Source organism: Hyphomicrobium sp. 99, from assembly GCF_000384335.2.
GTDB lineage: Bacteria > Pseudomonadota > Alphaproteobacteria > Rhizobiales > Hyphomicrobiaceae > Hyphomicrobium_B.
Genome location: NZ_KQ031382.1, coordinates 2,381,880 through 2,406,603, shown reverse-complemented (window position 1 = coordinate 2,406,603; position 24,724 = coordinate 2,381,880). Strand labels below are relative to the sequence as shown.

The following is a 24,724-nucleotide window of genomic DNA, read 5'->3' as shown; positions in this document are numbered from 1 at the left end:
TGGGCCCGCGAACGTCGGGGCGGACGATGCGGTCCTGATGACGATGTGAATTGGGCATTGGAACGGATTATCGGGCGCGGCCAATGGCCAAGAGCCAAGCGATCGATGTTGGCGTTGTCCTTGCTTTGAATGAAGAAAGCCCGCGATCGCGCGGGGCAACTCTTCGACGATCGCGTTTCGTTTTGGAACGGACCTGCCGAATTCGGGGCGGCACTAAATTATGAAGTCCAATCTCACTGTCTCACCGCGTCCGGGAACGACTTCCAGCAATCAAATTTCAGACGTCACGATCGTTGGCGCAGGCGCGGCGGGATCGATGGCCGCTATAGCGCTGGCGCGGCGGGGCGTGTCCGTCACGCTCGTCGATATGCGGGCCAAGCATCCTGCGGAATTTCGATGCGAAAAGATCGTCGATGAGCAGCTCGAATACGTCGAGCAGCTCGGTCTTCTCGATGTCTTTGAGCGGATCGGGACCAGAGTCGATCAGATGCTGGTCGTCCGCTCCGGCAAGATTGAGGAACTGAAGACAACCACCGAAATTGGATTCAGCTATCAGGACCTTGTCAATTCATTGCGGGCAAGCCTGTCGGGACACGTGCGGTTTGTCAACGAGCGCGTTTCGGAGATCCGCAACAGCGAAGATACGCAGACGATCGTGCTGGGGAGTGGCGAAGTTCTTTCGACGAGGCTTGTGGTATTGGCGACGGGGCTTGCACAAGGTGTCCGTCAAAACCTCGGCATTGGGCGTGACTGCGTCCATGATCAGCATTCGCTCTGCGTCGGCTTTTCGCTTCGTCCGAAAGATGGACACAAATTCAATTTTCCGGCGTTGACTTATTACAGCGAGTGTCTCGAGAGCCGGATCGCTTACATAACGCTCTTCCCGATGGGCGATATTATGCGGGCCAATCTCTTCACCTATCACGATTACAACGACCCGTTCGTCGCGGAGGTTCGGAACGATCCCGTTTCGGCGCTTTATCGCGCGCTGCCGGGTCTTGAGAAATATTTGGGGTCGTTCGAGAAGACCGATGACGTCCGCATACGAATGGCGGATCTCGACAAGGTGCGTAATTACCTGCAGCACGGAGTCGTTCTGATTGGCGACGCCTTTCAGACGTCATGTCCCGCGACCGGCACGGGATTAACGCGTTGCATGAATGACGTTCTCCGATTGTCGGAGCATATTGACGGCTGGCTCGCATCACCTCTGATGAGCAAAGGAAAGCTCGCGTCGTTCTACAATGATCCGTTGAAGACATCGCTCGATGCCCAAGCAACGCACGCGGCGAATTATGCGCGCCGGTTTGCGACGGATCGCAGCTTCAGCTGGGATCTCCGGCGCATCAAGACGGTTCTGCGATCGCGCTTCAACGTGATGGAGGCATCGTTTGCTTCGCTGTTCTGCTGACGGCTTTTCGCCGTCAGCTTACAGTCGATGGTAAGAGTGGGGATCGTCGAAAGCTAAGCTGCGCGGCCTTGAAACTTACCGGCAATCGAACGCGCGAAGGCCATGAGCCGCGGTTTCCGCGAGAGATAGGTGATGGCTTTTCTGCGAGCGATGAAGGGCGCACCCCGCCAACTCAGCTGAGCCGTCAGTTCGGCCATCGGGATGGGAGATACGCCAAACTCGCTTTTGTACCTGTTCGAACCGATCGATAGGTCAAAGGTTCGGCAGCCTTCCACATGAAGCGCTTCGAGGGCCTGATAGATGATCATCTTGCCCAGTCCGAGCGGCTTCCACGTAAGGTCCTGCGATTGGCTCATTCGTACGAGCGTGCAGTGGCCCTTGTTGTTGAGGGCGAGGAATGTCGCGACGATTTCGGTCTCAGCCATGAGAACGAACATGATCGCATGACCTGTGGTCAGTCCGCGCAAGAGCTGACGGCGATAGAGTTCCTGGTAGATCGGATTATCGAATACATGCTTGGCCCCGCGCGCAGCCAGCCGCGAACTTTGCTGGGTCTGCAACACGTCCAAAGCCGCAAGCGCCTCATCCGGCGTCGTGATTCGGTGAAGTTTGCCACCGTGTTCGTTGGCAAACTTGTTGGCGCGACGACGCAACTCTCTCCTGGCTGATTTGCTCAGCGTCGATAGATATGCTTCCCAATCCTCGCCGAGATCCACGATATGGCCGGTCAGATCGCTGCTTGCGACGCTCGAAAGCGTGGTCAGCGGGTTCATCGCGGATCCGAGTGATACCGGCATCTTGCGGAGCGTCAGTAGATCTGCGGGTGGTAGCGCCGCAAGAATGGCGGGCCAAATCTCTCGCTCAAACCGCCCATGGAAATTGTAGCCTGAGCGCAGAAGGGGTGCGTTGTAATCCGTCACCCAGAGATCTGCGAATTCAATGTGCTTGACGCCGTTTTCAGATCGCCGCACGAGCGGAATCATCATGAGGTCGCGGCCCGAGCTTTTCTCTACAACGGAAACGATGAGGGGTTCGACGGCGTCGGTGCTGCCAAGCGTCTCGTACCAATTTCCGATCCAATGCGCCGTTTGGAACGGTGATGCGTACGCCTCCAGCTCGAGCACCTGCCAGCGCTCGGAAATGGCGTCCCAAGATGAGGCGATTTCGACTGAAATGTCGGAAATGATGGTGGCGGGCAAAAGAGTAAATCCGAACCGAGGGAAAGATGCGCCCCGGCGAACCGAGGAACCTCAGACGATGCACGTTAGGTGCCAGTGCGTGCTGGGTGGAGAGGGGCCAAGGCCATTCGAAACTTTAGGTTCTGATGGCGGTAATATCCGGCCGCTCTAAACCGGCCTGCCTCGGCTACCGACGGATCTGCTGTGACGGCTCAGAACCTTGCGGCCGTCATTTATTGTCGGCGGCGGGTAAATTCACTTCGTGGTCGATATCGACCGTTGGGCATCCGCCTGCTCGAAGCAGGTCGTTCACTCTGTCGGCGTCGCGGTGGAGTTCGGAAATCTTAGCGACTTTGTCCGGATCGTCGCTTTTTTGCCCTTGGAGATGCTGGATCCAGCTGACGACGTTGTCGGAACCTGACTCGAGCGATTCTTTGAGTTGCCGTATTTGATCGATGTGCTGTTTGACGAAGGCCGTCGGCGCGGCGCAGGGATCGCTCGAAGCTGACGATGCAGGTGCCTTGTAATGCTTGGCCCAGCCGTTGCTGACGTCGCAGACGAGCCCTGAAATGAGGGCAGCCCCCGTGAGGGCAGCTAGTGCCAAACCTCTCGTCAGTTGGAGGATTCGCATCAAATTTCACGCCTGAGCATTCGTCTATGTGCGAGTCGCAGTGGGCAGACGCTAGCGTAAGTGAAAGAGGCGCGACATGCGGCTTCGACGATCTGCACAATGGACCCATCAATTCTGTGCAAATTCGACACGGTCGTGGCGGCTTCGGTGCAATGCGCGCAGATGAGCTTCGCCAATTTGCACGGGCATCGGAATTGAACTCAGAGGTGCTGATGGTCCGAGAACGTTGTTTTAGGCCAAGTGGCCTAGACGGCTTGGCTGTCATCGCGAATCGGATTGCGCCTTTCTGTGGCTCGTAAGTTGGCCGGCGCTTCGAAAACGCTGTTTCCGTGATCGTAGTCAGATTGGCACAAGGCCATCTCATGACATTGGGCGCTTGGAAATGAGCCGCTCGCAGCAACGTTCTGGACGTTCGCGCGGAATGAGGGATGTAAGCCCGCGTGACAAGTTACGACATGCTGAAGAGAGCGACTGCTGAGATCGCAGCCGAAAGCGAGCAGGCGCTCATCATCGGCAAGGCGCCGCTCGTGCGGCATCTGTATGAGGGGCGAGATATCTCGGCCATATGGAACGGGCTGATGGAGCGCGTTTCGGCCGACTCGCACGATGCTGCGGCGTTCCTGGATCTTTCAACGATTTTACGTACGTTGGGTCACGCCGATAAAGCGGCGCTCGCCGAGACGGCGGCTCTCGACATTCGCCGAACCTTCCACATCCGAAATGGGCGAGGCACGGGACCGAGAGTTCTGGTTTTCGTCACGGCCGGCGATTTCATGGCCAACACGCCGATCGAGTTTCTTTTGGAGAACTCGGACGCGAACGTTCTGCTGCATTATGTCGATGCTGCAACGACCGATCTGTCCAACGTTCCGCAACACGACGTAGCATTCGTCGCGATTGGTGAGTCGCCCGCGAACCGGCCGGTCCTTCAGACGCTGCAAGGGCTTTTGACCGGGTGGGCAGGGCCCGTCATGAATAATGCGCCTCTGCGGATCGCGGGTCTCACAAGGGATGGGGTGTCTGACACGTTTGCCGACGAGCCGATGATCTTGGCGCCTTCGACAGTGAGTGTGTCTCGTGCGACGCTCGCAAAGTTGGCGGCGAATGACCTTGCGCTTGGTTCGGTGATTGCCGGAGCAAACTATCCGATCATCGTGCGGCCGGTCGGTACGCATGCGGGCCATTCGATGGAGAAGATATCGAACGAAGCCGAGCTAGTTCGATACCTCGAGAGCCGGAGTGAGTCCGAATATTATCTCTCTCCTTTCGTCGATTACAGCGGGCCGGACGGCAAATTCCGCAAGCAGCGGATTGCATTCATTGACGGGAAGGCCTTTGCCAGTCATCTCGCCGTTTCCGATCATTGGATGGTGCACTACCTCAGTGCTGGCATGGCGAAGTATGCGGACCGGCGCGCCGAAGAAGCCGCGTGGATGCAGGATTTCGATTTCGACTTCGCCGTGCGGCACGCGGCGGCATTCGAAGCTTTGCATCGCCGATTGGGTTTGGACTATTTCGCCATCGATTGCGCGGAGCTTCCTGATGGGCGCCTGTTGCTCTTCGAAGCCGACGTCGCAATGATCGTTCACTCGATGGATTCAGACGTTACGTTTCCCTACAAGAAGCACGCGATGCGCAAGCTGTTCGATGCATTCGAGGATGCATTGCAACGGCGTATCGAACCGATGATCAGCGCGGCATGAGCGACTTTCACTTTCGGAGATTTTGATGGTCGCGACGCGACTCAATGTTCGCGAAGAGTTTGCGAACACCGGTTTGGATTGCCCTCCGGAGATTTACCGCGAGCAACCGCTTTCGTCAGTGTCACTGCTGCTAGCAAGCGGCGGTGATAGACGCATTTGGGCGGAAGCCTCCACAGGTCGCAACCGTTACGGAACGCTGGTAACGCCTGCCGTCGACGAAATATCTTTTTCGTCCACGACGGCGAGCAACATATCCGCAGCGGGTTTTGCCGCGGCCGACCACGCGCTGAAGCGGCTCGTCGGAACGGCTTCCATCACTGCGATTCATTATGATGATTGGTTTGACGAAGTTCGCGGCGGCGTGCGTCAGCTCCTCGGCGCGAGCGGGACGAAAGTCATATTGGCGGCGTCGGGAACGGACGCAGAAATACTGGCGCTCTCGCTCGTTGCGGCTTTATCGCCGCGGCCGATCACCAACATTTTCATCGCGCCAGATGAGACAGGAAACGGCATACCGCTTGCCGCTGCAGGACGTCATTTCTCAAATCTGACGGCGCTTGGCCGGATGGTCGATTCCGGCGAACTGCTTGAGGGCCTGTCGCCTGGCCGGATTGATGTTCGCACGGTTCCTATCCGAAATGATGCTGGCGCGCAGCGCCGTCCGGAGGCGATCGACTACGACGTCGCTGCTCTGGTCGAGCAGGAATTGAGACGAGGACGCGACGTTCTCGTGCACGTGCTCGATACGTCGAAGACGGGCTTGGAAGGCGTAACGCGCGCGACGGCCCGGCAGCTCGCCGCTGCTGCTCCCGGTCGCGTTCGGATCGTTATCGACGCTTGCCAGCTGCGTTGTCCGCTCAGTCAGCTGCAACGAGACCTCGCCGATGGTTTCCTCGTAGCGGTGACCGGTTCGAAGCTTGTAGCGGGTCCGCCGTTCGCGGGCGCTTTGCTCATCCCGGCAGCCATGGCGGATGAGATTGCTCAGTGCGGTGAGGTTCCGGCCGGTCTCGCCGAATATACGGCTGCACAGGACTGGCCAAAGTCACTTCGTGCACGCGACGACTTCAAGTTCAAATCCGAGATGAATATCGGGCTCAGCCTCAGGTGGGTCGCCGCGCTGGCGAATCTCGCGCCTTACGCGCGCGTCGATGAATTGGTTCAGGCTCGCATTAGGCGGCATTTCGTCAAAGCAGTGCTGGCCCGGGCGCGGGATGTGAAGGGCGTCGGGTTGCATCCTGATGACGACGGCGAATATCTGTCATCGCGTGGCATCGTTCCGCTGACGGTCCTCAACAGTCGCGGAGATTTCGCGAGGTTCGAGGAAGCGCAGAGCATCCAACAGGCCTTGAGGAGTTCTGCTGGCGGTCCCGTTTGCCATGTGGGCCAGGCGGTGCGCATCGGTCCTCGCGTTGCTCTCCGGATCGGTGCATCGGCGGTTGATATTGCTGGTGTTGCCGCTCGGATGGCCGAAGGCGTGCCGCTCGAGGATGCATGCAAGCCGATCGAGAACGACCTAGATGCGGTCTTCTCAAAGTGGTCGGGGATCGACCGGCATCTTGAAGGCTCATGATGTCCTGCGCCGACGCGAACGGCGTTAGTGATTCGGAGGGCGAAGACGTGGCATCCACGGGATCGCGCGATCTCGATCCTTCCGACTGGTCCGAATTTCGAAGGCTCGCGCATGCGGCTTTGGACGAGGTCATCTCAAATGTTGAGTCGATTCGAGAGAAGCCTGTCTGGCAGCAGCCGCCAGCCGAAACGCGGCAGCGTTTTGCGCGGTCGTTGCCTGTAGAGGCCCGCGAGCTGGGCGACGTACTTGATGACGTGCGTGCGCACGTCGTGCCGTTCGCCGCTGGTAATTTGCATCCGCGTTTCATGGGTTGGGCGCAGGGCGCCGGGACGCCATTCGGTATGGTCGCTGAAATGGTCGCCGCCGGGTTGAACATGAATTGCGGTGGCCGCGACCACATCGGCATCGAGGTCGAACGCCAGATCGTTCGTTGGATGAGTGAGGCCTTCGGCTATCCGGAAGGTGCCAGCGGATTGTTCCTTACGGGTTCGTCGATGGCGAACTTTCTCGCTGTCATCGTCGCCAAGACAAACGTGACGGGTGCGGAGAGCCGGGAAGCCGGATTGCAGCGCGCCGACCGCCAACTTGTCGCTTATACGTCCAGCGAGGCTCACAGCTGCGTTTCGCAGGCGATGCAACTGTCGGGTATCGGGTCAGCGCATTTAAGGAAGATAGACGCCGACACTCTGGGTCGAATGCGAGTCGATGCCTTGAAGGACAGCATCCGTGCCGACAAAGCAGCGGGTTTCCTTCCGTTTCTTATCGTTGGGACCGCCGGGACGGTGAACACCGGAGCGATTGATCTACTCTCGGAGATCGCGCAGATCGCACGCGAAGAAAATCTCTGGTTTCATGTCGATGGAGCGATTGGGGCGCTGTCGATTTTCTCGCGATCGCTCAAGCCCCTCACGGCCGGGATCGAGATGTCGGATTCCATCGCGCTCGATTTCCACAAGTGGGGACATGTTCCCTATGATGCCGGGTTTCTGTTGGTGAAAGACGGCGCGGCTCACAAGCAGGCATTCGCGTCGGCGGCTGCTTATCTGCAGCGGGCTGACCGTGGGCTCGCGGCGGGCGAGACTTGGCCATGCGATCTCGGCCCTGATCTCTCGCGCGGCTTCCGCGCATTCAAGACCTGGATGACGATCGAGACGCTCGGTACGGCGCGGATTGGCGACGCTATTCTCCACACGTGCGAGCTTGCGGGCTATCTCGCGGAGAAGGTGCGCGAGAGCGCCATCTTCGAGCTCAAGGCTCCGGTCGCTCTCAATATTGTCTGTTTCGGTGTGAAAGGAGCGAGCGGCGCAGTCAACCGGGATCTCGTCTTAGATCTTCAAGAATCCGGGATCGCGGCGCCTTCCTGGACGACGATCAACGGCGAGACGGTGATCCGCTGCGCCGTCTTCAATCATCGGACGACGCGGACCGATATCGATCTGTTCATGGACGCCATCAGCGCTTTGGCAAAGCGCGCTTAGAAACGGCTTTTAGCAGTTGCTACGCTCACCCGAACTTAGCGGCGGTGTCGGTGCCCTCTGGGTCCGTCCCAGCGGGCGCGCGCATAGACTTCGGGGGCACCGTAGCGCGGTCGCCAATTCGGAAATAGGCCGAAGTAGGGAAGCGGGTAAGGCGGCGCGTAGTAAACGCCGTTGGCTTCGTACAGGTCGTTGTACGGGGTTGCTATGAGCACGGGAGGAGGTAGCACCTCCAGCAAATAGGCGTCGTCCGTTGTCTCGTAACCGCCCCCGAAATCGGCCGCCGACGCGAACGATGAGGTGAAGCTCGCGGCCGCAAAGGCCGCCAGAGCGATAAGCGTCTTCATTGATGAAAATAGTCCCCGCTTAGCCATTCAATGGACGAGAGCAAATACAATCCAAGCGAATGTCATGAGACATATGACGAAGAGAGTCAGGCCTAGGTGCTTTTTCTCTCGGTCAGGATGGTATTTGAAATTCTGCTGGATCGTCATCGATGCTCACGCAACTCGTTTTAGCCGTCCGGAGGCTATCCTGCGGCCTGCGGTGTGATGATCCCGTTAAAAAAAGCTATGAAATTTTCTGAGAGAGCCCAGTCTCGCTCGGCAGAGACTTGGCCACCGTTACTTTCGATACTGCTCGTCGGTGACGTGCTCGAGCCAGTCGACGACTTTGCCATCCAGAGCTTCTTGAACGGCGATGTGGCTCATGCCGTTGGTCGGCGAGGCACCGTGCCAATGCTTCTCACCGGGTGAAAACCAGACCACATCACCCGGCCGGATTTCCTCGATCGTCCCGCCTTCTCGCTGCACCCATCCGAGGCCAGTCATCACGATCAGAGTTTGTCCGAGGGGGTGGGTGTGCCAGGCGGTGCGGGCGCCGGGTTCGAAGGTCACGAGGGCGCCAGCAACGCGCGCGGGCTCGACCGTTTGGATAAGCGGGTCGATCCTGGTGTGCCCGGTGAAGTACTCTGCTGGGCCCTTGGCGGACGGTAGGGCGCCGCTGCGCGTGATTTTCATAGCAATTCCTTTTCTAAGGCAGCCGGTATCATTGCTAAGCTGTGGTGGGAGCTCGGTGGTTCAATTTTATGACGCCGGCAGACCCTCCCGTTCGGGGCTAGGGTAGACGCGCTTTTGGTTTCGGAGCTGGATGTTTCCGCCCCAAGCGTCCTCAGGTGCGGTTCAACGTCTGGGCTTGGAAGACAACGCGGCGTGATCACCCGGCCTGGGCCGAGCGTTGTAAGGGCAGGATGATTGACAGAGGTCAGTCTATGCCGATGGGCTGGCCGCCCGAGCGCCGGCGCAGCGACTTCACGACGAAGCTCACCGCGATGGTGGCCGCAACGGGGATAAAGGCCGCAACCGCGATCTGCGGCAGCGAATTCAGCACAGCGTAAAAAGCGTAGCCCATAGTCATTCTCCGGAGGTCGGCATGGCAACGTCGAAAGACGCTGCATGTTCCGCCGCGTCGAAAATTTTCATCCGCAGGGTCGTCATGCCGTCGCCGGTTCGGAGAATGAACCAGTCCGATTAAAGGATCGTGACAGAGGGTGGCTTCATTGGATGGATAAGCCGGGAGATCCGTCACGGAACTCGTCCGTTATATTTGCCTGCGTGAGACGCACCGCGGCCGGGAACATCCGACCGCCGGGGGTGTTTGCCGGGAGTGAATAAGCGAGGACGTTTTTCGATGACCCCCAGCGAACAGAAAAAGCATCTCTATGACCTTCTCACGGGCTTCTCGACAGCCATGCTGGCGTCGCGCACGCCGGACAATTCCCTGCATGCCAGGCCGATGGCCGTCGCTGAACTGAAGCCAGACGCGGATGCGTATTTCGTGACGGACGGGAGGTCCCCCAAAGTCGCCGAAATTGAAGCTCATCCCGAGGTCTTGGTGACGTTCCAAAGCTCGTCGGAGTTTGCGACGTTGTACGGCACGGCGTCGGTGGTTCGTGACGGGGCGGTGGTCGAACGGGTTTGGAATGAGGCTTGGCGCGTCTGGTTTCCTGGCGGAAAAGATGACCCGAACCTGGTGCTGATCCACGTCTTACCGAAGTCGGCCGAATACTGGGACAACAGCAGTGCCGAAGGCATCAAATATCTTTTCGAAGGGCTGAAGGCCTACCTCAAGGGGGAGCGACCCCATCCGGACGATACCATCAACGCAAAGGTTACGCTTCGCTCGTGAATGGCACGACAGGTGGGTGAACGACCAATGATCGGCAAAAACGTGACGCGTACGTCGCAACCGGTCGGGCTCATCTTTCGGGTCGGCTTTGCTGAAGCTGCGCTTGCAAGATGCGGTTGAGATTTCCTCTGTCGCTGAATGCGGCGAATTCTCAACGATCCAAGCTTTCGGTTGCCGCTAGCTGCGAGCGGTACCATATGCAAATCTTCGGTCGAAGAGGAGGGAGAGTGGAGCGATTGTGATGCTCAAGGGTGCTTTGTTATTGATGGCTGCGATGGCTTTTGCGTCGCCTGCTGATGCGCAGGTTAGGGTCCGCGCCGATCCCTCGGCTATGGATCCTCCGATCGTCCGGATGCCTCCTGGCAGCAGCAATTTTTCCGGCCCTGATTCGTCTCCCGGGTCCCGATATCCCGGGCGATTGAGAAACTATAACAACCCGCGCGCTGAATATGGTTGGTTCAATCAGAAGCTACGCGCCCGCCGCCGGAAGTAGGCGAGCGGCCCCCTGCCTAATCTCAGTGAAATGGCGAGTAACGCCCGTTCAGGCCTAGAACGAGTTCAAGCTTCGTTGGACGGCTTGCGCTTCGCGTCGAGAACGTAGTTATGTTCTCGACGGCGTGGGAGGCGCAGCCAATTCTTATGGGTTCACGAAGGTTTAGCTTTGCAAGGGGCATTAACTTGCGCCTTCGCGATGTTCCGCGAAATCTGGCGCTACTGCTATGCGTCTTTACTGCATCGTTCGCCGGACCTGCAGATGCCCACAACTCACGGGCGCCGCTCAACACATCGGGTCTGCCCATCGCCAATCTGACGCACGGGCAGTTGCACGTGATGGATCGATACAGGAATGCGATCGTCGATCTCGCTGCGCGGCAGGTCAGTCCGGATGTCGAGACCCGAACGCTCTATAATTTTGTCAACCTCCAGTTCGCCTATTGCCTTTGGGGTCTGGTCCCCGGGGCTCTCACCAACGAAGACAATCCCTTCAATGGTTGTTCACACGCTTATCTTGCGGGAAGCAAAGCGCTGCTTGATCAGCTCCAGCGCTCCTCGGGGGATCCGGCGAAGGCAAATGAGCTAGCATCCCGAATTCAATCCGACATGCTGCGGGAGAACACGGCGCTCCAGATTTGCAGTAACGGCGCAGCGCCTCTCAATACGGGAGAGATCATTTTGCCCGAGTGGGCCGGTGTTCCGTTCAATCCCCTTAAGACGTTACTCATTTTCATCGGCATTTGCATATTGACAGGTCTCCTGCTGGCTGGCTTCAGGAAGAGCAATAAAGAAGCTGCTTAGAGCGCACCCATTCAGCGCTCGTTTTTAGCCTTTTTCCGTGTGCAGTGCCTCTCGCGCCAGATGGCGCTGGCCGTATCGCCCAGCTGTATTTGTATCTGAATGACATTTTCCCAAAAACATACGGGCAGCCGCTTTTGCCGCCTCAAATCAATAAGGAGAGCTTCGATGTTCAGGTCACACGATCTTGCAATCGCAGCTGTTGCTTTTTTTCTGTTTGCTATTCCTTCCGTCGCTCAAGCTCACGCACGGCTCGATAGCGCGAGCCCAGCGGCCGGCAGCACGGTCGCCGCGTCTCCGGGCCAAGTGACGCTGCATTTCACCGAGCAGCTAGAGCCCAAATTTAGTGGCGCGACAGTCCATAACTCGGCGGGCGCACGCGTGGACACAGGCAGCAGTGCATCGGGGAGTACTATGAGCGTCGGAGTCAAAGCGCTCGAGCCTGGAAGTTACTCAGTGAATTGGCACGCCTTATCGGTCGACACGCACAAGACGCAAGGAAGCTTCTCGTTCCAAGTTGGGAAATGATCCGAGGCGCTCAGTGGACACGACACTGATTTTCTGGCGAGCGTTGCATTTCGTTGCGACGATACAAGTCGCAGGCGTCCTGATTTTTCGTGCGTTCATTTTGAGCGGACGTTTGCCGGCTTCCTTGGGATATTCGCTGCGGTTGCTTTTCTGGTGCAGCCTTGCCGTTGCGTTTTTGTCGGGGGTGGCGTGGTTTTGCGCCGTCACCGCCGCGATAGACGATGCCTCATGGGTGTCGTCGATTATTGATGGCACCGGCTCGACGGTTCTCATGGATACGCAATTCGGCAACGCGTGGATCGTCCGATTTGTCGCCGGAGCATTGCTCGCCGCCGTGGTCCTCCTTTGGAAGGCGAATGGCTTTTTCGCCTTAACGATAGAACTGGTGTTGTCGGCAATATTCGCCGGCGGGCTGGCTTTTGCCGGACACGCCGCAAGCGGGCCCGGGATGAAAGGAGATGTTCACCTTGCGGCGGATGTCGTCCATATCTTTGCTGCAAGCGCCTGGCTCGGAGGCTTGCTGCCCTACGCGTTATATCTCTGGGCGCCGGCAGAAGATTGCCGCCCGGAAACGATCGCTGACATTGCTGTGATAACGAGGCGGTTTTCGAATCTGGGGATTGCCGCCGTCCTGACAATCGCCGCGAGCGGGCTCATCAATGCCTCGAACCTTGTCGGGAGTGCCGAGCTGCTAACGCATAGCGCCTATGGGCGGATGCTATCGATCAAGGTGGCGATTTTTCTCGTGATGGTGATGATTGCGACGCTGAACCGGTTCGCACTTACGCCGCGTCTCTCCGAGAGCGGCACAGTTGCGACGCTACGGCGGAACGCGTTGATAGAAGCGGCATTCGGACTGCTCATTTTATGCGTCGTCGCCGCTTTGGGAACGATGCCGCCCGCTTTGCTCGATCACATCGGCATGCACCACTGAAGTTTTGCATTTGGGCTGACTGGGTGCAACAATCGGGCATTCATTTTATATCTTTAGCGTTCTGTGTTCAGGAGTTTGCAGAATGGCTGATCGGATCCTCGTATTCTACGGATCGTATCGCAGCGATCGATTGGGCATCCGGCTTGCCAACTTCATCGTCTCAGAACTGCGCACTCGAGGCTCCGACGTGGAACTCATTGATGCCAAGGCGGTCGGCCTGCCGATGCTCGATCGGATGTACAAGGAATTTCCAGCTGGGACGGCGCCTCCCGCAATGGAAGCGCTGGCGACGAAGATAAAGGCCGCCCACGCTTTCATTTTTGTGACTGGCGAATACAATTGGGGGATGCAGCCGGGCCTCAAAAACCTCGCCGATCATTTTCTCGAGGAATGGTATTGGAGGCCCGCTGCGGTTGCGAGTTATTCTGCAGGAAGACTATCCGGCGCGCGATCGAGCTTTACGTGGCACGGCACTTTATCCGAGATGGGAATGGTCGTTGTTTCGAGTACACTCGCCGTCGGGCCAATCGCCCAAACGTTGGACGCGAACAGCAAGCCCACCGGGGAACTTGGAGCGTCGCTCAGCAAAGCCTTTCCGCGTTTTGCTGACGACCTTGCGTGGTGGACAGAAGCTGGAAGAAATCAACGCACCAAGAAACAACCTCCATACTGACGGGTTTCCGTAGGACGAGCTGAGGGTGATAAGGTGACCGAACCACAATCCATCATCGCCAGTCGCCACGACCAGATGTTTCCAATTCTAGGGCCGGAAGAAATCGATCGCGTGCGGCGGTTCGGCGAGATCAAGCGGTTCGAGGCCGGCGACGTCCTCGCGGAATCCGGAAAAGTTGGCGCGGGCTTTATCATCATCCTGAGCGGCAACGTCGAGGTCACGCAACGAGATCAGGCGGGACGTCGCAATCGCATCGTCACGCACGGGCCGGGCTCCTTCATGGGAGAGCTGGCCCAGCTTTCCGGCCGTCCTGCATTGGTGGACGCATATGCCAAGACCGCCGTCGAGGCGCTCGTGATTGCTCCGCAGAAGCTTCGTTCGTTGTTGATTGCGGAGGCTGATCTCGGCGAGCGGATCATGCGCGCGCTCATTTTGCGCCGCGTTGGTTTGCTCGAGACGGGCAGAGGTGGGCCAGTCATTGTCGGCGCCGCCGATAACAGCGATGTGCTGCGCCTTGAAAACTTTCTTTCCCGAAACGGGCATCCGCATCTCAGGCTCGACCCAGTAAGCGATCCTGATGCAAAGGCACTCATCGAGCGGCTTCACATCGAACCTGCTGCGCTTCCTATTGTTCTTTGTCCGGGCGGCCAGCTTCTTCAGAACCCGAGTGAGATGAAGCTTGCGCGGTGCATCGGCCTCGTCGGGCCCATTGATCCAGCACGGGTCTATGATGTTGCCATTGTCGGCGCGGGACCGGCCGGAATGGCGGCAGCTGTCTATGCTGCGTCTGAGGGACTATCCGTTCTGGTGCTCGATTGCCGATCATTCGGAGGGCAGGCAGGCGCCTCGGCGCGCATCGAGAACTATCTCGGTTTTCCAACCGGAATTACCGGGATGGCCCTGATGGCGCGAGCGTTCAATCAGGCGCAGAAGTTCGGCGCCGAATTTTCAATCCCAACACAGGTTGTCGGCTTGGAGACGCGCGAGGGTGGCGGATTCACTTTGCTGTTGGCCGATAATGAGCGCGTCAACACGCATTCTGTCGTCATAGCGAGCGGTGTCCGCTACCGGCGTCTTGGCATTGATAGAGTGAGCGAATTCGAAGGCAGCAGCGTTCATTATTGGGCCTCTCCGCTGGAGGGAAAGCTCTGCGCCCAGAATGAAGTCGTTCTCGTGGGTGCAGGCAATTCTGCGGGACAGGCCACGGTCTATTTGGCGAGCCAGGCCGCCAAAGTTTGGCTTCTCGCTCGTGGTGGCGATATCGCGTCGAGCATGTCGCAATACCTGGTGGACCGTATTCGGGGCCTCGCAAATGTCGAAGTCGTAACGGGGGCAGAGGTTACGAGCCTCGAAGGCGATGATGGCGTTCTCGATGCCATCAGTTGGCGCACCGCCTCAGGCGAGGTGGTTCGCCGGAACATTCGGCACCTGTTTCTTTTCATTGGGGCTGACCCCGAGACGGGTTGGCTTTCGGGATCTGGCGTAGGTCTCGACGCGAAAGGTTTCGTGTTGACCGGCACAGACGTGCGTGACGGATGCAATTCGTTGGAAACGAGTGTTCCAGGCGTCTTCGCAATCGGCGACGTTCGGGCAGGGTCGATCAAGCGCGTTGCGGCAGGCGTGGGTGAAGGTGCGCAAGTGGTTGCGGCCTTGCACGCGTTTCTTGCTTCGGCGAAGACCACAAGCGCGGCGATTTAGTGTCAATCGCGGACGGCCAGATTGGCGCATGAGTGGGCGCTATTCGTGCCCGACTCCGCCGCGTAAAAGGCCCAAAATCTCAATCCTGAACATTGCCGAGATCAATGGTGCAGTGCACGGCAAGTCGCCCGTTCGCGCAGGCACGCAATGATGCGCTGAGGTTCAATGAGCCTCAAGCGACTCGCTGATTTCCAATAGCAGCAGCTGCCGCGCGAGCTTTCTCGGCGCGTGCGGGTTGGTGATGATGAAAATCGGTGACGACGGCCGCTCGCTCTCTGCGAGGACCGGCCAGAGCCGTCCGGCCTGTACATCGGGCTCAGCAAATCTCTCGGGCAGGAAGCAAATGCCGACGTTCAACAAGGTCAACCGCTTTGCCGCATCGAGGTGTTCGGACAGCCCGGCAACTACGCGGCCAAGACCATGACGCGTTCTGAACTCGGTCAAAGCGTCCGACTCGTCGGCGCCCGTCAAAATGAAGGCTTCCGACGCGAGAGCGCCCGGATCGTCAAACGTCCGGCCGAAGAGGCGGTGCGACGGGCCTACGTACGGCCGGTGTACCTCGTCAAACAGAAAGTCGTATTTGAGATCGGCGCGCAGAGAACTCGCGGGCGCCACGCCGATGTCGATCTCGTCGCGCAGAAGCGCGCCAGCAACCGAGTCCCATGTCTTGATATCGATGATGATCTCGGCTTTCGGGTGACTGCCGTGGAAGCGCGAAATTGCGCTGTCGAGGCGGTCGCATACGAGACAGGAAACAACCTGAATAGAGACGCGTCCGGCGACCTCATCGCTGGCATTGGCGATCTTTTTGGGCAACCGCTGCACGAGCCCATTGAGCGATCCGCAGGTGTCGGCGACGAGCAGGCCTTCGTCCGTCAGCGCGAAGCCGCCAGGTCCCCGCTCGCAGAGTTTGACGCCAAGCTGCTGTTCGAGCCGTTTGAGCGCCAAGCTCAATGCGGGCTGCTTGCGGCCGAGCGTTCCGCTCGCGCGGCTGAGACCTTCGGACTGCACAATCGCGTGGAACGTCTTCAGAAGATTCCAGTCCAGGTTTCGCGAGAAGGAAGCAATGCCCTTGCCCATAGTCATGTCCTCATTCCGGAAAAACAAATTGATTGGCCGAGCGTGGCCAGCGTGGCCTAAGCACTGTGCGGGAAGGTGTGCGCGCAACCGCGAAACGGTGCGGGCCAGCCCATGATCTCAGTCGTCTTTGGCCTTGCCACCTCGGCAAGCCTCGGTCTTGCGGATTTCATGGCGCGCTTCAGCTCGCGCGCGCTCGGGGCGACATTGACGTACGCCGTTGTGCTGTTGATCGGCGTGATAACATCGTCAGCGTGGATCGCCGTCAGTGGCGAGAGACTCATCTGGACCTCTGGCGGATGTGGTCTTGCCATCGTGCACGGTTTAAGCGTCGCCGCAATGTGCATGCTTCTTTATGCGGGTTTGGCGCGCGGCCCGGTCGCGATCGTCGCCCCGATCGTTGCGGCGCATCCGGCCCTTGTACTCGTCGTCAACGTCGCTATGGGTCTTCGGCCTACCGTCTACCAGTGGGTCGCGATGGCCGTGATCATTTTCGGCGGCATTCTCATCGCGCGAAGCGCTGAAGGGCATCCGCAATTTGCGAAGACCGATGGCAAGGAGCTGCGCAAGACGATTGCCATCGCACTTGGCGCCTGTCTCGCCTACGTCGTCCTCGTCACGACGGGGCAGGCGTCGGCGCAGCGGATTGGCGAGCCGCAAACGTTGTGGCTTGGCCGCTTGAGTGGTTTTTTGTTGGTCGGCATCATACTTGCCGCGCAGCGCCGCAGCATAGCTATTCCGCGTAGCTGGATTCCGTTCGTCGGCGCTCAAGGTCTTCTCGACACGATCGGCTATATGGCATTTCTCGCGGGCTCGACGACTGCGAGCCCACACATCACAATGGTGGTCGCCTCGACGTTCAGTGTCGTCACTGTTGTTTTGGCTAGGTTCATTCTGAAAGAGCCCGTCAGCAACCAGCAGTGGCTCGCCGTCGCGATGATCGCGGTAGGGACGGCCGTTCTCTCCGGATCGGCCTAGCGCGCCTTACATTCACGTATTTTAACAAGGACCAAGCCCTCTTGGCAGGGCTGGTCCTGCTGTCTGCGCGCACCGGAAAAGGACGCTGACACTGTAAAAATGAAGCCATCCCTCGAAAGTTGCTTGGAGGGAACGAAAGTTTCGTGATAGTAGACTCGCCCGAAAGTGGAGACGCGAATATCGCCGCCAATACGGACAGCGGGCCGTCGCCTGCGCGGATTGAGTCGTGTTCTCGCGTCCTGAGGGGAGCATCAGAATGTCCGTCAAGTCCGACATCGAAATTGCCCGCGAAGCAAAGCTCAAACCTATTGCGGAGGTCGCAGCCAAGGTCGGTGTGCCATCGCACGCGCTCATTCCTTACGGATGGACCAAGGCAAAAATCTCGTTCGACTATCTGAAAGACATTGAAAGTTTCAGTGACGGCAAGGTCATCCTCGTCACCGCCATTAGCCCGACGCCGGCCGGCGAAGGCAAGACGACGACGACGGTCGGCTTGAGCGATGGCCTTAACTATATCGGCAAGAAGGCGATCGCGGCGCTGCGCGAACCCTCGCTAGGGCCCTGCTTCGGCGTGAAGGGCGGCGCGGCCGGCGGCGGCTACGCCCAGGTCGTGCCGATGGAAGACATCAATCTCCATTTCACCGGCGACTTCCACGCCATCACGAGCGCCCACAATCTGCTCTCGGCCTTGATCGACAACCACATCTACTGGGGCAACGCGCTCGGCATTGATCAGCGCCGCATCGGTTGGAAGCGCGTGCTCGACATGAACGATCGGGCGCTGCGCTCGATCGTCAATTCCTTGGGCGGCGTCTCGAACGGCTTTCCGCGCGAGGACGGCTTCGACATCACCGTCGCCTCGGAAGTCATGGCGATCCTCTGCCTGTCGAAGGATCTGAAAGATCTTGAAAACCGTCTCGGCAACATCATCGTCGCCTACACGCGCGATAAGAAGCCGATCCGCGCCCGCGATCTCAAGGCCGACGGCGCGATGACGGTGCTGCTGAAGGACGCCCTGCAGCCGAACCTGGTGCAGACGCTCGAGAACAACCCGGTCTTCATCCACGGCGGTCCGTTCGCGAACATCGCGCACGGCTGCAACTCGGTGCTGGCGACGAAGACGGCGATGAAGCTTGCCGATTACGTCGTCACCGAAGCCGGCTTCGGCGCCGATTTGGGTGCGGAGAAGTTCTTCGACATCAAGTGCCGCAAGGCCGGCATTTCGCCGTCCGCCGTCGTCATCGTCGCCACCGTGCGCGCGCTCAAGATGCACGGCGGCGTCGCCAAGGATGACCTCAAGCATGAGAACGCCGCGGCCGTCGCTAAGGGCTGCGAAAACCTGAAGCGCCACATCGAAAACGTGAACAAGTTCGGCGTGCCGGCCGTCGTCGCCGTCAACAAGTTCATCACCGACACCGACGCCGAGATCGCCGAGGTTCAGAAGGCGGCGGAAAGCATGGGCACGAAGGCGTTCCTGTGCACGCACTGGGCCGACGGCGGCAAGGGCACGGAGGCGCTCGCCAAGCACGTCGTCAACGTCATCGATGAAGGCAAGGCGAACTTCAAGCCACTCTATCCGGACGACATGAAACTGCGGGACAAGGTGAAGACGATCGCGACGGAAATCTATCGCGCCGCCGACATCTCGTGCGATGCGAGCGTTGAAACGCAGTTCAAGGATTTCGAGGCCGCGGGCTTCGGGCATTTCCCGGTCTGCATGGCAAAGACGCAGTATTCGTTCTCGACCGACCCGACGAAGCGCGGGGCCCCGACGGGCCACATCGTGCCCATTCGTGAGCTTCGGCTGTCCGCGGGCGCCGAGTTCATCGTCGTCGTCACCGGCGAGATCATGACGATGCCGGGCTTGCCGAAGGTGCCGTCGGCCGATTCCATCCGTCTCGACGACAAGGGCCAAATTCAGGGGCTGTTCTAGAACGTAAAGCGCACCGGCATTGCGCCGGTCACACAGGAACGTCTCGATCATTCTGTCGATGAGCTGCCGCGTTCCCATCGGAGCGCTGCAGCCTTTCAGAGAGTAACGCAATGACAGCCAAAATTATCGACGGTAAGGCCGTTGCAGCCGGTGTTCGTCGTGAGTGCCGACAACGGGTTGACGCTCTCAAAAAACAATTTGGTGTGTCGCCCGGCCTTGCCGTGATCATGGTCGGCGAAGACCCGGCTTCGGCCGTGTACGTGCGAAAGAAAATTCAAGCCTGCGCCGACGTCGGCATAGATTCTCGAAAGTTCCTGTTCCCTGCCGATGTCGATCAGTCAGTCGTCATCGAGAAAATTGCTGAACTTAGTGCCAACCCGTCGATCCACGGAATCCTGGTGCAGCTGCCGCTTCCGAAACATTTTGACGTCAAGACTGTGCTCGGCGCCATCGATCAGGGGAAGGATGTCGACGGTTTTCATCTCTACAACGTCGGCGGATTGGTCATCGGAGATACGGTGTTCCCACCCTGTACGCCGTACGGGGTGATGTTGCTTCTCGATCATGCGGGCGTGGATGTCGCCGGTCGCAACGCGGTGGTTGTCGGTGCCAGCAACATTGTCGGTAAGCCGATGGCGCTGATGTTGATGCAGCGGGAGGCAACGGTCTCGGTTTGCCACGCAAAGACTCGAGATCTGGCTCAGTTCACGATCCTTGCGGACATTCTGATCGTGGCGGCCGGGTATCCCAATCTGATCACGGCGCCGATGGTCAAGTCCGGTGCCGTCGTGATCGACGTCGGCATCAATCGCTTAGCGAACGGTCAACTGGTTGGGGACTGCGACTTTGAAGGTGTGAGCCGGCGCGCGTCCATGATCACGCCCGTTCCTGGCGGCGTCGGTCCGATGACGGTGACGATGCTGCTCGTCAACACGATCAACTCTGCCGAGCGCTCGCTGAATTCTATTGGCAATCGGCAAACGCTCATCAGCTCCGACTTCGTTGCTGCGTCCGAGCATTTAAGTTAAGCGCCATGGTGGAGGCATAAATCCTCTGCGCAGGCGCACAATTGATTGTGCGTTGCGTTTCGCGGTCGTTACGGGACTTGAGCTTCTTAGGTTGTGCTCGTGTATCCGTCACGCGATGGTATTAAGCGTTACATCCGTCTGCGCGTTATCGAACGTCAGCCTAAGCTTGCAACTCGCTGCTGAACTCACTTAACGTTCTCCCGGGAAGAGCTTCTTTCCGTGCGCGATCCCTTAAGAGTCAACACCGCGGTGCAACATGCCTTCGAACAGCATTCGCCACGATGATTTCATCAGGAATCTCGATTGGAACCTATTCAAGGTCTTCTGCATCATCGCCGAAACGGGCGGCGTCACAGCGGCGGCGGAGCTTTTGCGTCGCAAGCAACCCTCAATAAGTCTCGCGCTGCAGCGGCTCGAAGGTCACCTCAATGTGCGTCTGTGTGAACGAGGCCCGAGTGGTTTTGAGCTGACCGACGAGGGTCGGGCTCTTGCCGACACGTGCATGAAGCTGAAGGCGCTGGTCCGTGGAATTCCGGACGCAATGGCGAACACGCTCAACATCGTCAGCGGGCCTGTGCGCATCAAAATGATCAGCAATGTCGTCAGCGAAATTCTCGACGATGTAATCCTGTCATTTCACAGAAAGTGTCCGAATGCGGAATTGATCGTCGATGTTGCGAGCTGGTCGGATGTCATCAATTCTCTGCTTCGGCAGGAGATTGACATCGGTGTTGCACCTTCGCGAAGCAAACGCGCCGATCTCATCTATCATCCGTTGTTTCGCGAGACGCATCGTCCCTATTGTGGGCGAGGTCATCGTCTCTATGGTCAAAAACTTCTCGATCCTAGGGCGCTGGCGCAAGAGGCGTTCATCCTGACAGGCGCCGACGAGCCCGATCAACTTTCAGACTTCCGCTTGAAATACGGAATTGGGCAGAAGGTCTCTGGAATTTCCCAACATTTGGAGGAAGCGCGCCGACTGGCAATCCTCGGTGTCGGCGTGTGCTTTCTTCCCGAGGGCTACGCAGCGCCGGACGTTTCTTCCGGCCGATTATGGCCGTTGCTCGGAAAGCGCCATGCACCAGCCATGGAAATTTTCATCATTTCCAATCCAGACCGGCCTTTGCACCTCGCACACATCTTCTTCATCGAAGAGTTGAAAGCGACTATCTCCGAAGCGAAGCGGGTGCGCGGACACGTCTGCGCTGACGCCACAACGGAATAGCGACACCTCAAGATCATCTGCCGGATTTGAGGCGGTCGCGTCGCCGCGCATGGCCATCGCACGTTTGCGCAATCAATCAGAGAACTGTTTGTCGGGCGCGTTCGCGCCGCAGCATAGATGCTGTCAATGCTTCCCATTTCCATTTTGGGCGTTTTATTAGACGGCCGCGCCGCTACCCTCATGACGACAACTTAGAACGAGCAAAACGCTAGATTTTGCAGTCTTTGTCGGGAGGTAGAGCCTTGGAAGGTGCGATCACAAAATCGCGCGATGGTTCTCTCGTTTCGCTTGGAAATTTGCCAAGCGAGACCATGGAACCCGCGCCAATTTATATTCCGCCGAAAGAAAGATTTCTTGAGTTCAGAAGGCAGCCGAGTGCCCAGCGAGCTTCGGTGCTGGCGTTTGTTGGAGCGATGGCGTTCCTTGGTTTGTGGGAGCTCGGCCACTATCTGACGCCGGCATCAGCCCGCAAGTTTTTTCCCTCGATCGGTGAGGTGGGCTCCGCGCTTTACGTCTTGTTCGCCGAGCGTAACTTCCTCCACGACGTCTCGGTGAGTTGTTGGCGAATTTTCGTCAGCTTCCTGGCGGCTTCCGCGATCGCTGTGCCGATTGGCATTCTGATGGGAAGCTTCGGAAACATTCGCGCGCTCTTCAATCCGACATTGACAGCCTGGCGATATCTGCCGGCGGCGTCGTTCATTCCGCTGCTGCTCGTTTGGTTTGGACCCACTGACCAGGCAAAGATCGCGCTGCTCTTCATCGGCGTCATCTTCTTCCTCATCTCACTGGTTCTGGACAACACCACGGCCATCCAGAAGGAGTTTGTGGAAGCTGGATTGACGATGGGCGCATCGCGCCGCGTCATTCTGAGCGGAATCGTCGTCCCTGCGGCTCTTCCAGCGATCTTCGACTCCATGCGCAACATGATCGCGGTGAGCTGGACCTATCTTGTCATTGCGGAAATCGTTGGTGCCCAGGACGGGATCGGGGCCGTGATGATGCGTGCGGGACGTTTTCTCAACGTCGACGTGATCATGGCAGGCATTGTCACGATCGGTGCGTTGGGTCTGCTGACAGACCTCATTTTCCGGGGCATTTGCCGCGCGCTGTTCCCGTGGAACGTCGAGCGGAGGTCGTAAGATGAATATCGCCGCAAAGGATTTCAAGCCGGTGACAAACGTTCCCCCGCTCAAGGCAACCCGCATCAGCAAGGAGTATCTGGGCGGGTCGTTCAAGGCGCTCGACGACGTATCGTTCGAGCTGCAGGAAAATCAAATCACAGCCTTCGTTGGTCCGTCGGGCTGTGGAAAGACGACCATGCTGCGCATCATTGCAGGTCTTGAATATCCCACACGCGGACGGCTGGAAGTGTTCGGCAAGAACGTGCAGGGGCCGGGGCCTGATCGCGGGATGATTTTTCAGGCGTACACATCGTTTCCGTGGCTGACCGCCATGCAGAACGTCGAATACGGGATGAAAATTCTCAAGGTTCCGGCGGAAGAGCGGCGTGAACGCACGATGAATTTTCTCAAGCTCGTGCACCTCGAGAATTTTGCCGACGCCTATCCGCGTAGCTTGTCCGGAGGCATGAAGCAGCGTGTCGCTCTCGCACGAACACTGGCGCAAAATCCGGCGATCATCCTGATGGATGAACCGTTCGGCGCGTTGGACGCTCAGGTTCGTTGGGAAATGCAGGAACTCATGATCGAGTTGATCGAGCGTGAGAAGAAGACGGTCGTCGCAATCACACACGATATCGAGGAAGCGATCTATCTGGCCGATCGGATCATCTTCTTCAGTCGCCAGCCGGGCCGCATCAAAGCCGATATCCCACTCACGTTCAAAGGCGGGCGGCGCATCAAGCAGAAAGAGGAGCTGCTGGATCTGCCCGGATACGCGGAGCTCGAGCGTCAGCTGTTTGCGATGATGCGCGAGGAAATCAAATAGCCAATTCGCTTCGACGACACGAACCGAAGGATCGAAGATCGTTCAGGAGACGGCAAAAAATGAAAAAGAAGTCGTTCACGAACACGTTGCTTGCGCTCAGCTTGGTGGCGGTCTCGGCGCCGGTCACCGCACATCGAGTTAGCGCCGCCGAAAATGTCAGTGTCGCTATCATATCGTTTTCGCCCTATGCGCCATGGTACATCGTCAAGGCGAAGGGCCTCGCCAAGAATATCAATCTCGACGTCAAGATCATCGAGGGCATCACCGAAAAGAATGCCGCGATTACGTCGGGGCAGGTTCAATGCATGAACAACACCATGGACAGTATGGTGTTGGCGCGTGCCGGAGACCTTCCTGTAAAGGTCGTTGCGTTCTCGGATATGTCCTACGGCCTCGACAAGATGGTGGTGACGAAGGACATCAATTCCGTCGAGGACTTCAAGGGTAAGAAGTTCGGCGCCGACTACGGGTTCCTCAACCATATGTGGATGCTGCTCACGCTCAAGCGGGCGGGCATCGATGTGAAGGAGCTGCAGCACGCGGTCATGCTTCCGCAGGAGAGCGCGGCTGCGTTCGCGAGCGGCGGCATTGATATCGACGTCAATTACGATCCCTTTGCCTCCCAGTCGTTGAAGCGCGACGGGGCGAAGATCTTCAAATCGAGCCTTACAGACCGCACTTGGGAGCGCGGGCTCATTTCCGATGCCATCGCCTGCAACCAAGCGTGGCTTGCCGAGAAACCGGCGGTTGCCAAGGAACTGCTGCGTGCGTGGTTCGAAGCGGTCAATTGGTGGAAGGAGAATCCGGAGGAAGGTGATGCGATCGTCGCTGCCGGTCTTTCGTGGCCGGTGGCCGACGTGAAGCTCAACCAGTACGGCGCGATCATGCTCAACATCAATCAGAACTTGGGCGCGCTTGGCCTGGAGGGTGGAAAGCCTCTCTGCGAAAGCCTGCCCGCAGAAGCTCCTCGCGCTCCGGCCGACGTCAAGGGTTGGGGTTCACTGTTCAACGGGCCCGATTGCGTCGCAGGCTACGCGGAGTCGACCTGGGATCTGTTCAGCGAAACGTATTTCGTGGCCGGGGTTTCTCAAAAGAAAGTCAAATCGAACGAGGCGTTCGATACGTCGCTTCTTTCCGCGCTCGCCGCTGACGGCTTAGCGGCCAAATACTCTTCGAACAAATGGATCGGAAGACTCGGCCCGCAATAGCGGTCACCGGTCTCATGAACTCCCGCAATTCACTCGATATCTGACAT

General features: G+C 58.4%; 23 protein-coding genes. 17 read left to right on the top strand and 6 right to left on the bottom strand.

Going from position 1 to position 24,724, the window contains the following annotated elements:
* Window positions 1–220 precede the first annotated feature (220 nt).
* On the top strand, window positions 221–1,411 hold the full coding sequence (locus G359_RS11575; RefSeq protein ID WP_045836260.1) for an FAD-dependent oxidoreductase: 1,191 nt from the start codon (window positions 221–223) through the stop codon (window positions 1,409–1,411).
* 53 nt (window positions 1,412–1,464) lie between these two features.
* Here G359_RS11575 and G359_RS11570 read toward each other — a convergent pair whose 3' ends face one another.
* Complete coding sequence (locus tag G359_RS11570; RefSeq protein ID WP_045836259.1) at window positions 1,465–2,610, bottom strand: GNAT family N-acetyltransferase; 1,146 nt, start codon at window positions 2,608–2,610, stop codon at window positions 1,465–1,467.
* Window positions 2,611–2,818: 208 nt separating this feature from the next.
* Window positions 2,819–3,220: a hypothetical protein gene (locus G359_RS11565; RefSeq protein ID WP_156150744.1), complete on the bottom strand. Its 402-nt coding sequence runs from the start codon at window positions 3,218–3,220 to the stop codon at window positions 2,819–2,821.
* A 455-nt stretch (window positions 3,221–3,675) separates the two neighbouring features.
* Here G359_RS11565 and G359_RS11560 point away from each other — a divergent pair, with 455 nt between their 5' ends.
* Genes G359_RS11560 through G359_RS11550 form a run of 3 tightly spaced genes read left to right on the top strand, consistent with a single transcriptional unit; the run spans window position 3,676 to window position 7,971 of the window.
* Window positions 3,676–4,923, top strand: a complete 1,248-nt coding sequence (locus G359_RS11560; protein WP_045836257.1) for an ATP-grasp domain-containing protein — start codon at window positions 3,676–3,678, stop codon at window positions 4,921–4,923.
* Window positions 4,924–4,948: 25 nt separating this feature from the next.
* Window positions 4,949–6,493 carry a hypothetical protein gene (locus G359_RS11555; protein ID WP_052699329.1) on the top strand — a complete coding sequence of 515 codons (1,545 nt, stop codon included), beginning with the start codon at window positions 4,949–4,951 and terminating at the stop codon, window positions 6,491–6,493.
* Window positions 6,494–6,540: 47 nt separating this feature from the next.
* On the top strand, window positions 6,541–7,971 hold the full coding sequence (locus G359_RS11550) for a pyridoxal phosphate-dependent decarboxylase family protein (RefSeq protein WP_045837922.1): 1,431 nt from the start codon (window positions 6,541–6,543) through the stop codon (window positions 7,969–7,971).
* Between the two features lie 35 nt (window positions 7,972–8,006).
* On the opposite strand, the gene G359_RS20480 is transcribed toward G359_RS11550, so the two are convergent.
* The 3 genes from G359_RS20480 to G359_RS20475 all read right to left on the bottom strand — a co-directional run bounded on the left by G359_RS20480 (window position 8,007) and on the right by G359_RS20475 (window position 9,378).
* Window positions 8,007–8,315, bottom strand: coding sequence for a hypothetical protein (locus G359_RS20480; protein WP_045836256.1), 309 nt, complete (start codon window positions 8,313–8,315; stop codon window positions 8,007–8,009).
* A 276-nt stretch (window positions 8,316–8,591) separates the two neighbouring features.
* Window positions 8,592–8,987 carry a (R)-mandelonitrile lyase gene (locus G359_RS11540; RefSeq protein ID WP_045836255.1) on the bottom strand — a complete coding sequence of 132 codons (396 nt, stop codon included), beginning with the start codon at window positions 8,985–8,987 and terminating at the stop codon, window positions 8,592–8,594.
* 244 nt (window positions 8,988–9,231) lie between these two features.
* Window positions 9,232–9,378 carry a hypothetical protein gene (locus G359_RS20475; RefSeq protein WP_156150743.1) on the bottom strand — a complete coding sequence of 49 codons (147 nt, stop codon included), beginning with the start codon at window positions 9,376–9,378 and terminating at the stop codon, window positions 9,232–9,234.
* Between the two features lie 279 nt (window positions 9,379–9,657).
* Between G359_RS20475 and G359_RS11535 the strand changes: the two genes are divergently transcribed.
* From G359_RS11535 to G359_RS11510, 6 genes are all read left to right on the top strand, one after another.
* Complete coding sequence (locus tag G359_RS11535) at window positions 9,658–10,155, top strand: pyridoxamine 5'-phosphate oxidase family protein (RefSeq protein WP_045836254.1); 498 nt, start codon at window positions 9,658–9,660, stop codon at window positions 10,153–10,155.
* A gap of 678 nt (window positions 10,156–10,833) precedes the next feature.
* A complete protein-coding gene (locus G359_RS11530; protein WP_052699327.1) occupies window positions 10,834–11,451 on the top strand; it encodes a hypothetical protein in 618 nt (205 codons plus the stop codon).
* 99 nt (window positions 11,452–11,550) lie between these two features.
* The gene (copC, locus tag G359_RS11525; protein ID WP_371199052.1) at window positions 11,551–11,976 is read left to right on the top strand and encodes a copper homeostasis periplasmic binding protein CopC; all 426 of its coding nucleotides are present in this window, start codon (window positions 11,551–11,553) and stop codon (window positions 11,974–11,976) included.
* A 13-nt stretch (window positions 11,977–11,989) separates the two neighbouring features.
* The gene (gene copD / locus G359_RS11520; RefSeq protein WP_045836252.1) at window positions 11,990–12,910 is read left to right on the top strand and encodes a copper homeostasis membrane protein CopD; all 921 of its coding nucleotides are present in this window, start codon (window positions 11,990–11,992) and stop codon (window positions 12,908–12,910) included.
* Between the two features lie 82 nt (window positions 12,911–12,992).
* Entirely contained in the window at window positions 12,993–13,583 is a 591-nt protein-coding gene (locus tag G359_RS11515) for an NADPH-dependent FMN reductase (RefSeq protein WP_045836251.1), read from the top strand.
* Window positions 13,584–13,658: 75 nt separating this feature from the next.
* Window positions 13,659–15,281 (top strand): FAD-dependent oxidoreductase, encoded by a 1,623-nt coding sequence (locus G359_RS11510; RefSeq protein ID WP_045836250.1) that lies wholly within the window; start codon window positions 13,659–13,661, stop codon window positions 15,279–15,281.
* Between the two features lie 162 nt (window positions 15,282–15,443).
* On the opposite strand, the gene G359_RS19705 is transcribed toward G359_RS11510, so the two are convergent.
* Window positions 15,444–16,367, bottom strand: coding sequence for a LysR family transcriptional regulator (locus G359_RS19705; RefSeq protein ID WP_082072903.1), 924 nt, complete (start codon window positions 16,365–16,367; stop codon window positions 15,444–15,446).
* Window positions 16,368–16,472: 105 nt separating this feature from the next.
* Between G359_RS19705 and G359_RS11500 the strand changes: the two genes are divergently transcribed.
* The 7 genes from G359_RS11500 (at window position 16,473) to G359_RS11470 (ending at window position 24,677) form a co-directional block, all read left to right on the top strand.
* Entirely contained in the window at window positions 16,473–17,336 is an 864-nt protein-coding gene (locus G359_RS11500) for a DMT family transporter (protein WP_045836249.1), read from the top strand.
* Window positions 17,337–17,592: 256 nt separating this feature from the next.
* A complete protein-coding gene (locus G359_RS11495; protein ID WP_045836248.1) occupies window positions 17,593–19,269 on the top strand; it encodes a formate--tetrahydrofolate ligase in 1,677 nt (558 codons plus the stop codon).
* Window positions 19,270–19,379: 110 nt separating this feature from the next.
* Entirely contained in the window at window positions 19,380–20,297 is a 918-nt protein-coding gene (folD, locus tag G359_RS11490; RefSeq protein WP_045836247.1) for a bifunctional methylenetetrahydrofolate dehydrogenase/methenyltetrahydrofolate cyclohydrolase FolD, read from the top strand.
* Window positions 20,298–20,553: 256 nt separating this feature from the next.
* Entirely contained in the window at window positions 20,554–21,522 is a 969-nt protein-coding gene (locus G359_RS11485) for a LysR family transcriptional regulator (RefSeq protein WP_052699325.1), read from the top strand.
* A gap of 392 nt (window positions 21,523–21,914) precedes the next feature.
* Window positions 21,915–22,661 carry an ABC transporter permease gene (locus G359_RS11480; RefSeq protein ID WP_197077563.1) on the top strand — a complete coding sequence of 249 codons (747 nt, stop codon included), beginning with the start codon at window positions 21,915–21,917 and terminating at the stop codon, window positions 22,659–22,661.
* A gap of 1 nt (window position 22,662) precedes the next feature.
* Window positions 22,663–23,469 (top strand): ABC transporter ATP-binding protein, encoded by an 807-nt coding sequence (locus G359_RS11475; RefSeq protein WP_045836246.1) that lies wholly within the window; start codon window positions 22,663–22,665, stop codon window positions 23,467–23,469.
* A 59-nt stretch (window positions 23,470–23,528) separates the two neighbouring features.
* Window positions 23,529–24,677, top strand: coding sequence for an ABC transporter substrate-binding protein (locus tag G359_RS11470; RefSeq protein WP_045836245.1), 1,149 nt, complete (start codon window positions 23,529–23,531; stop codon window positions 24,675–24,677).
* Window positions 24,678–24,724: the final 47 nt, after the last annotated feature.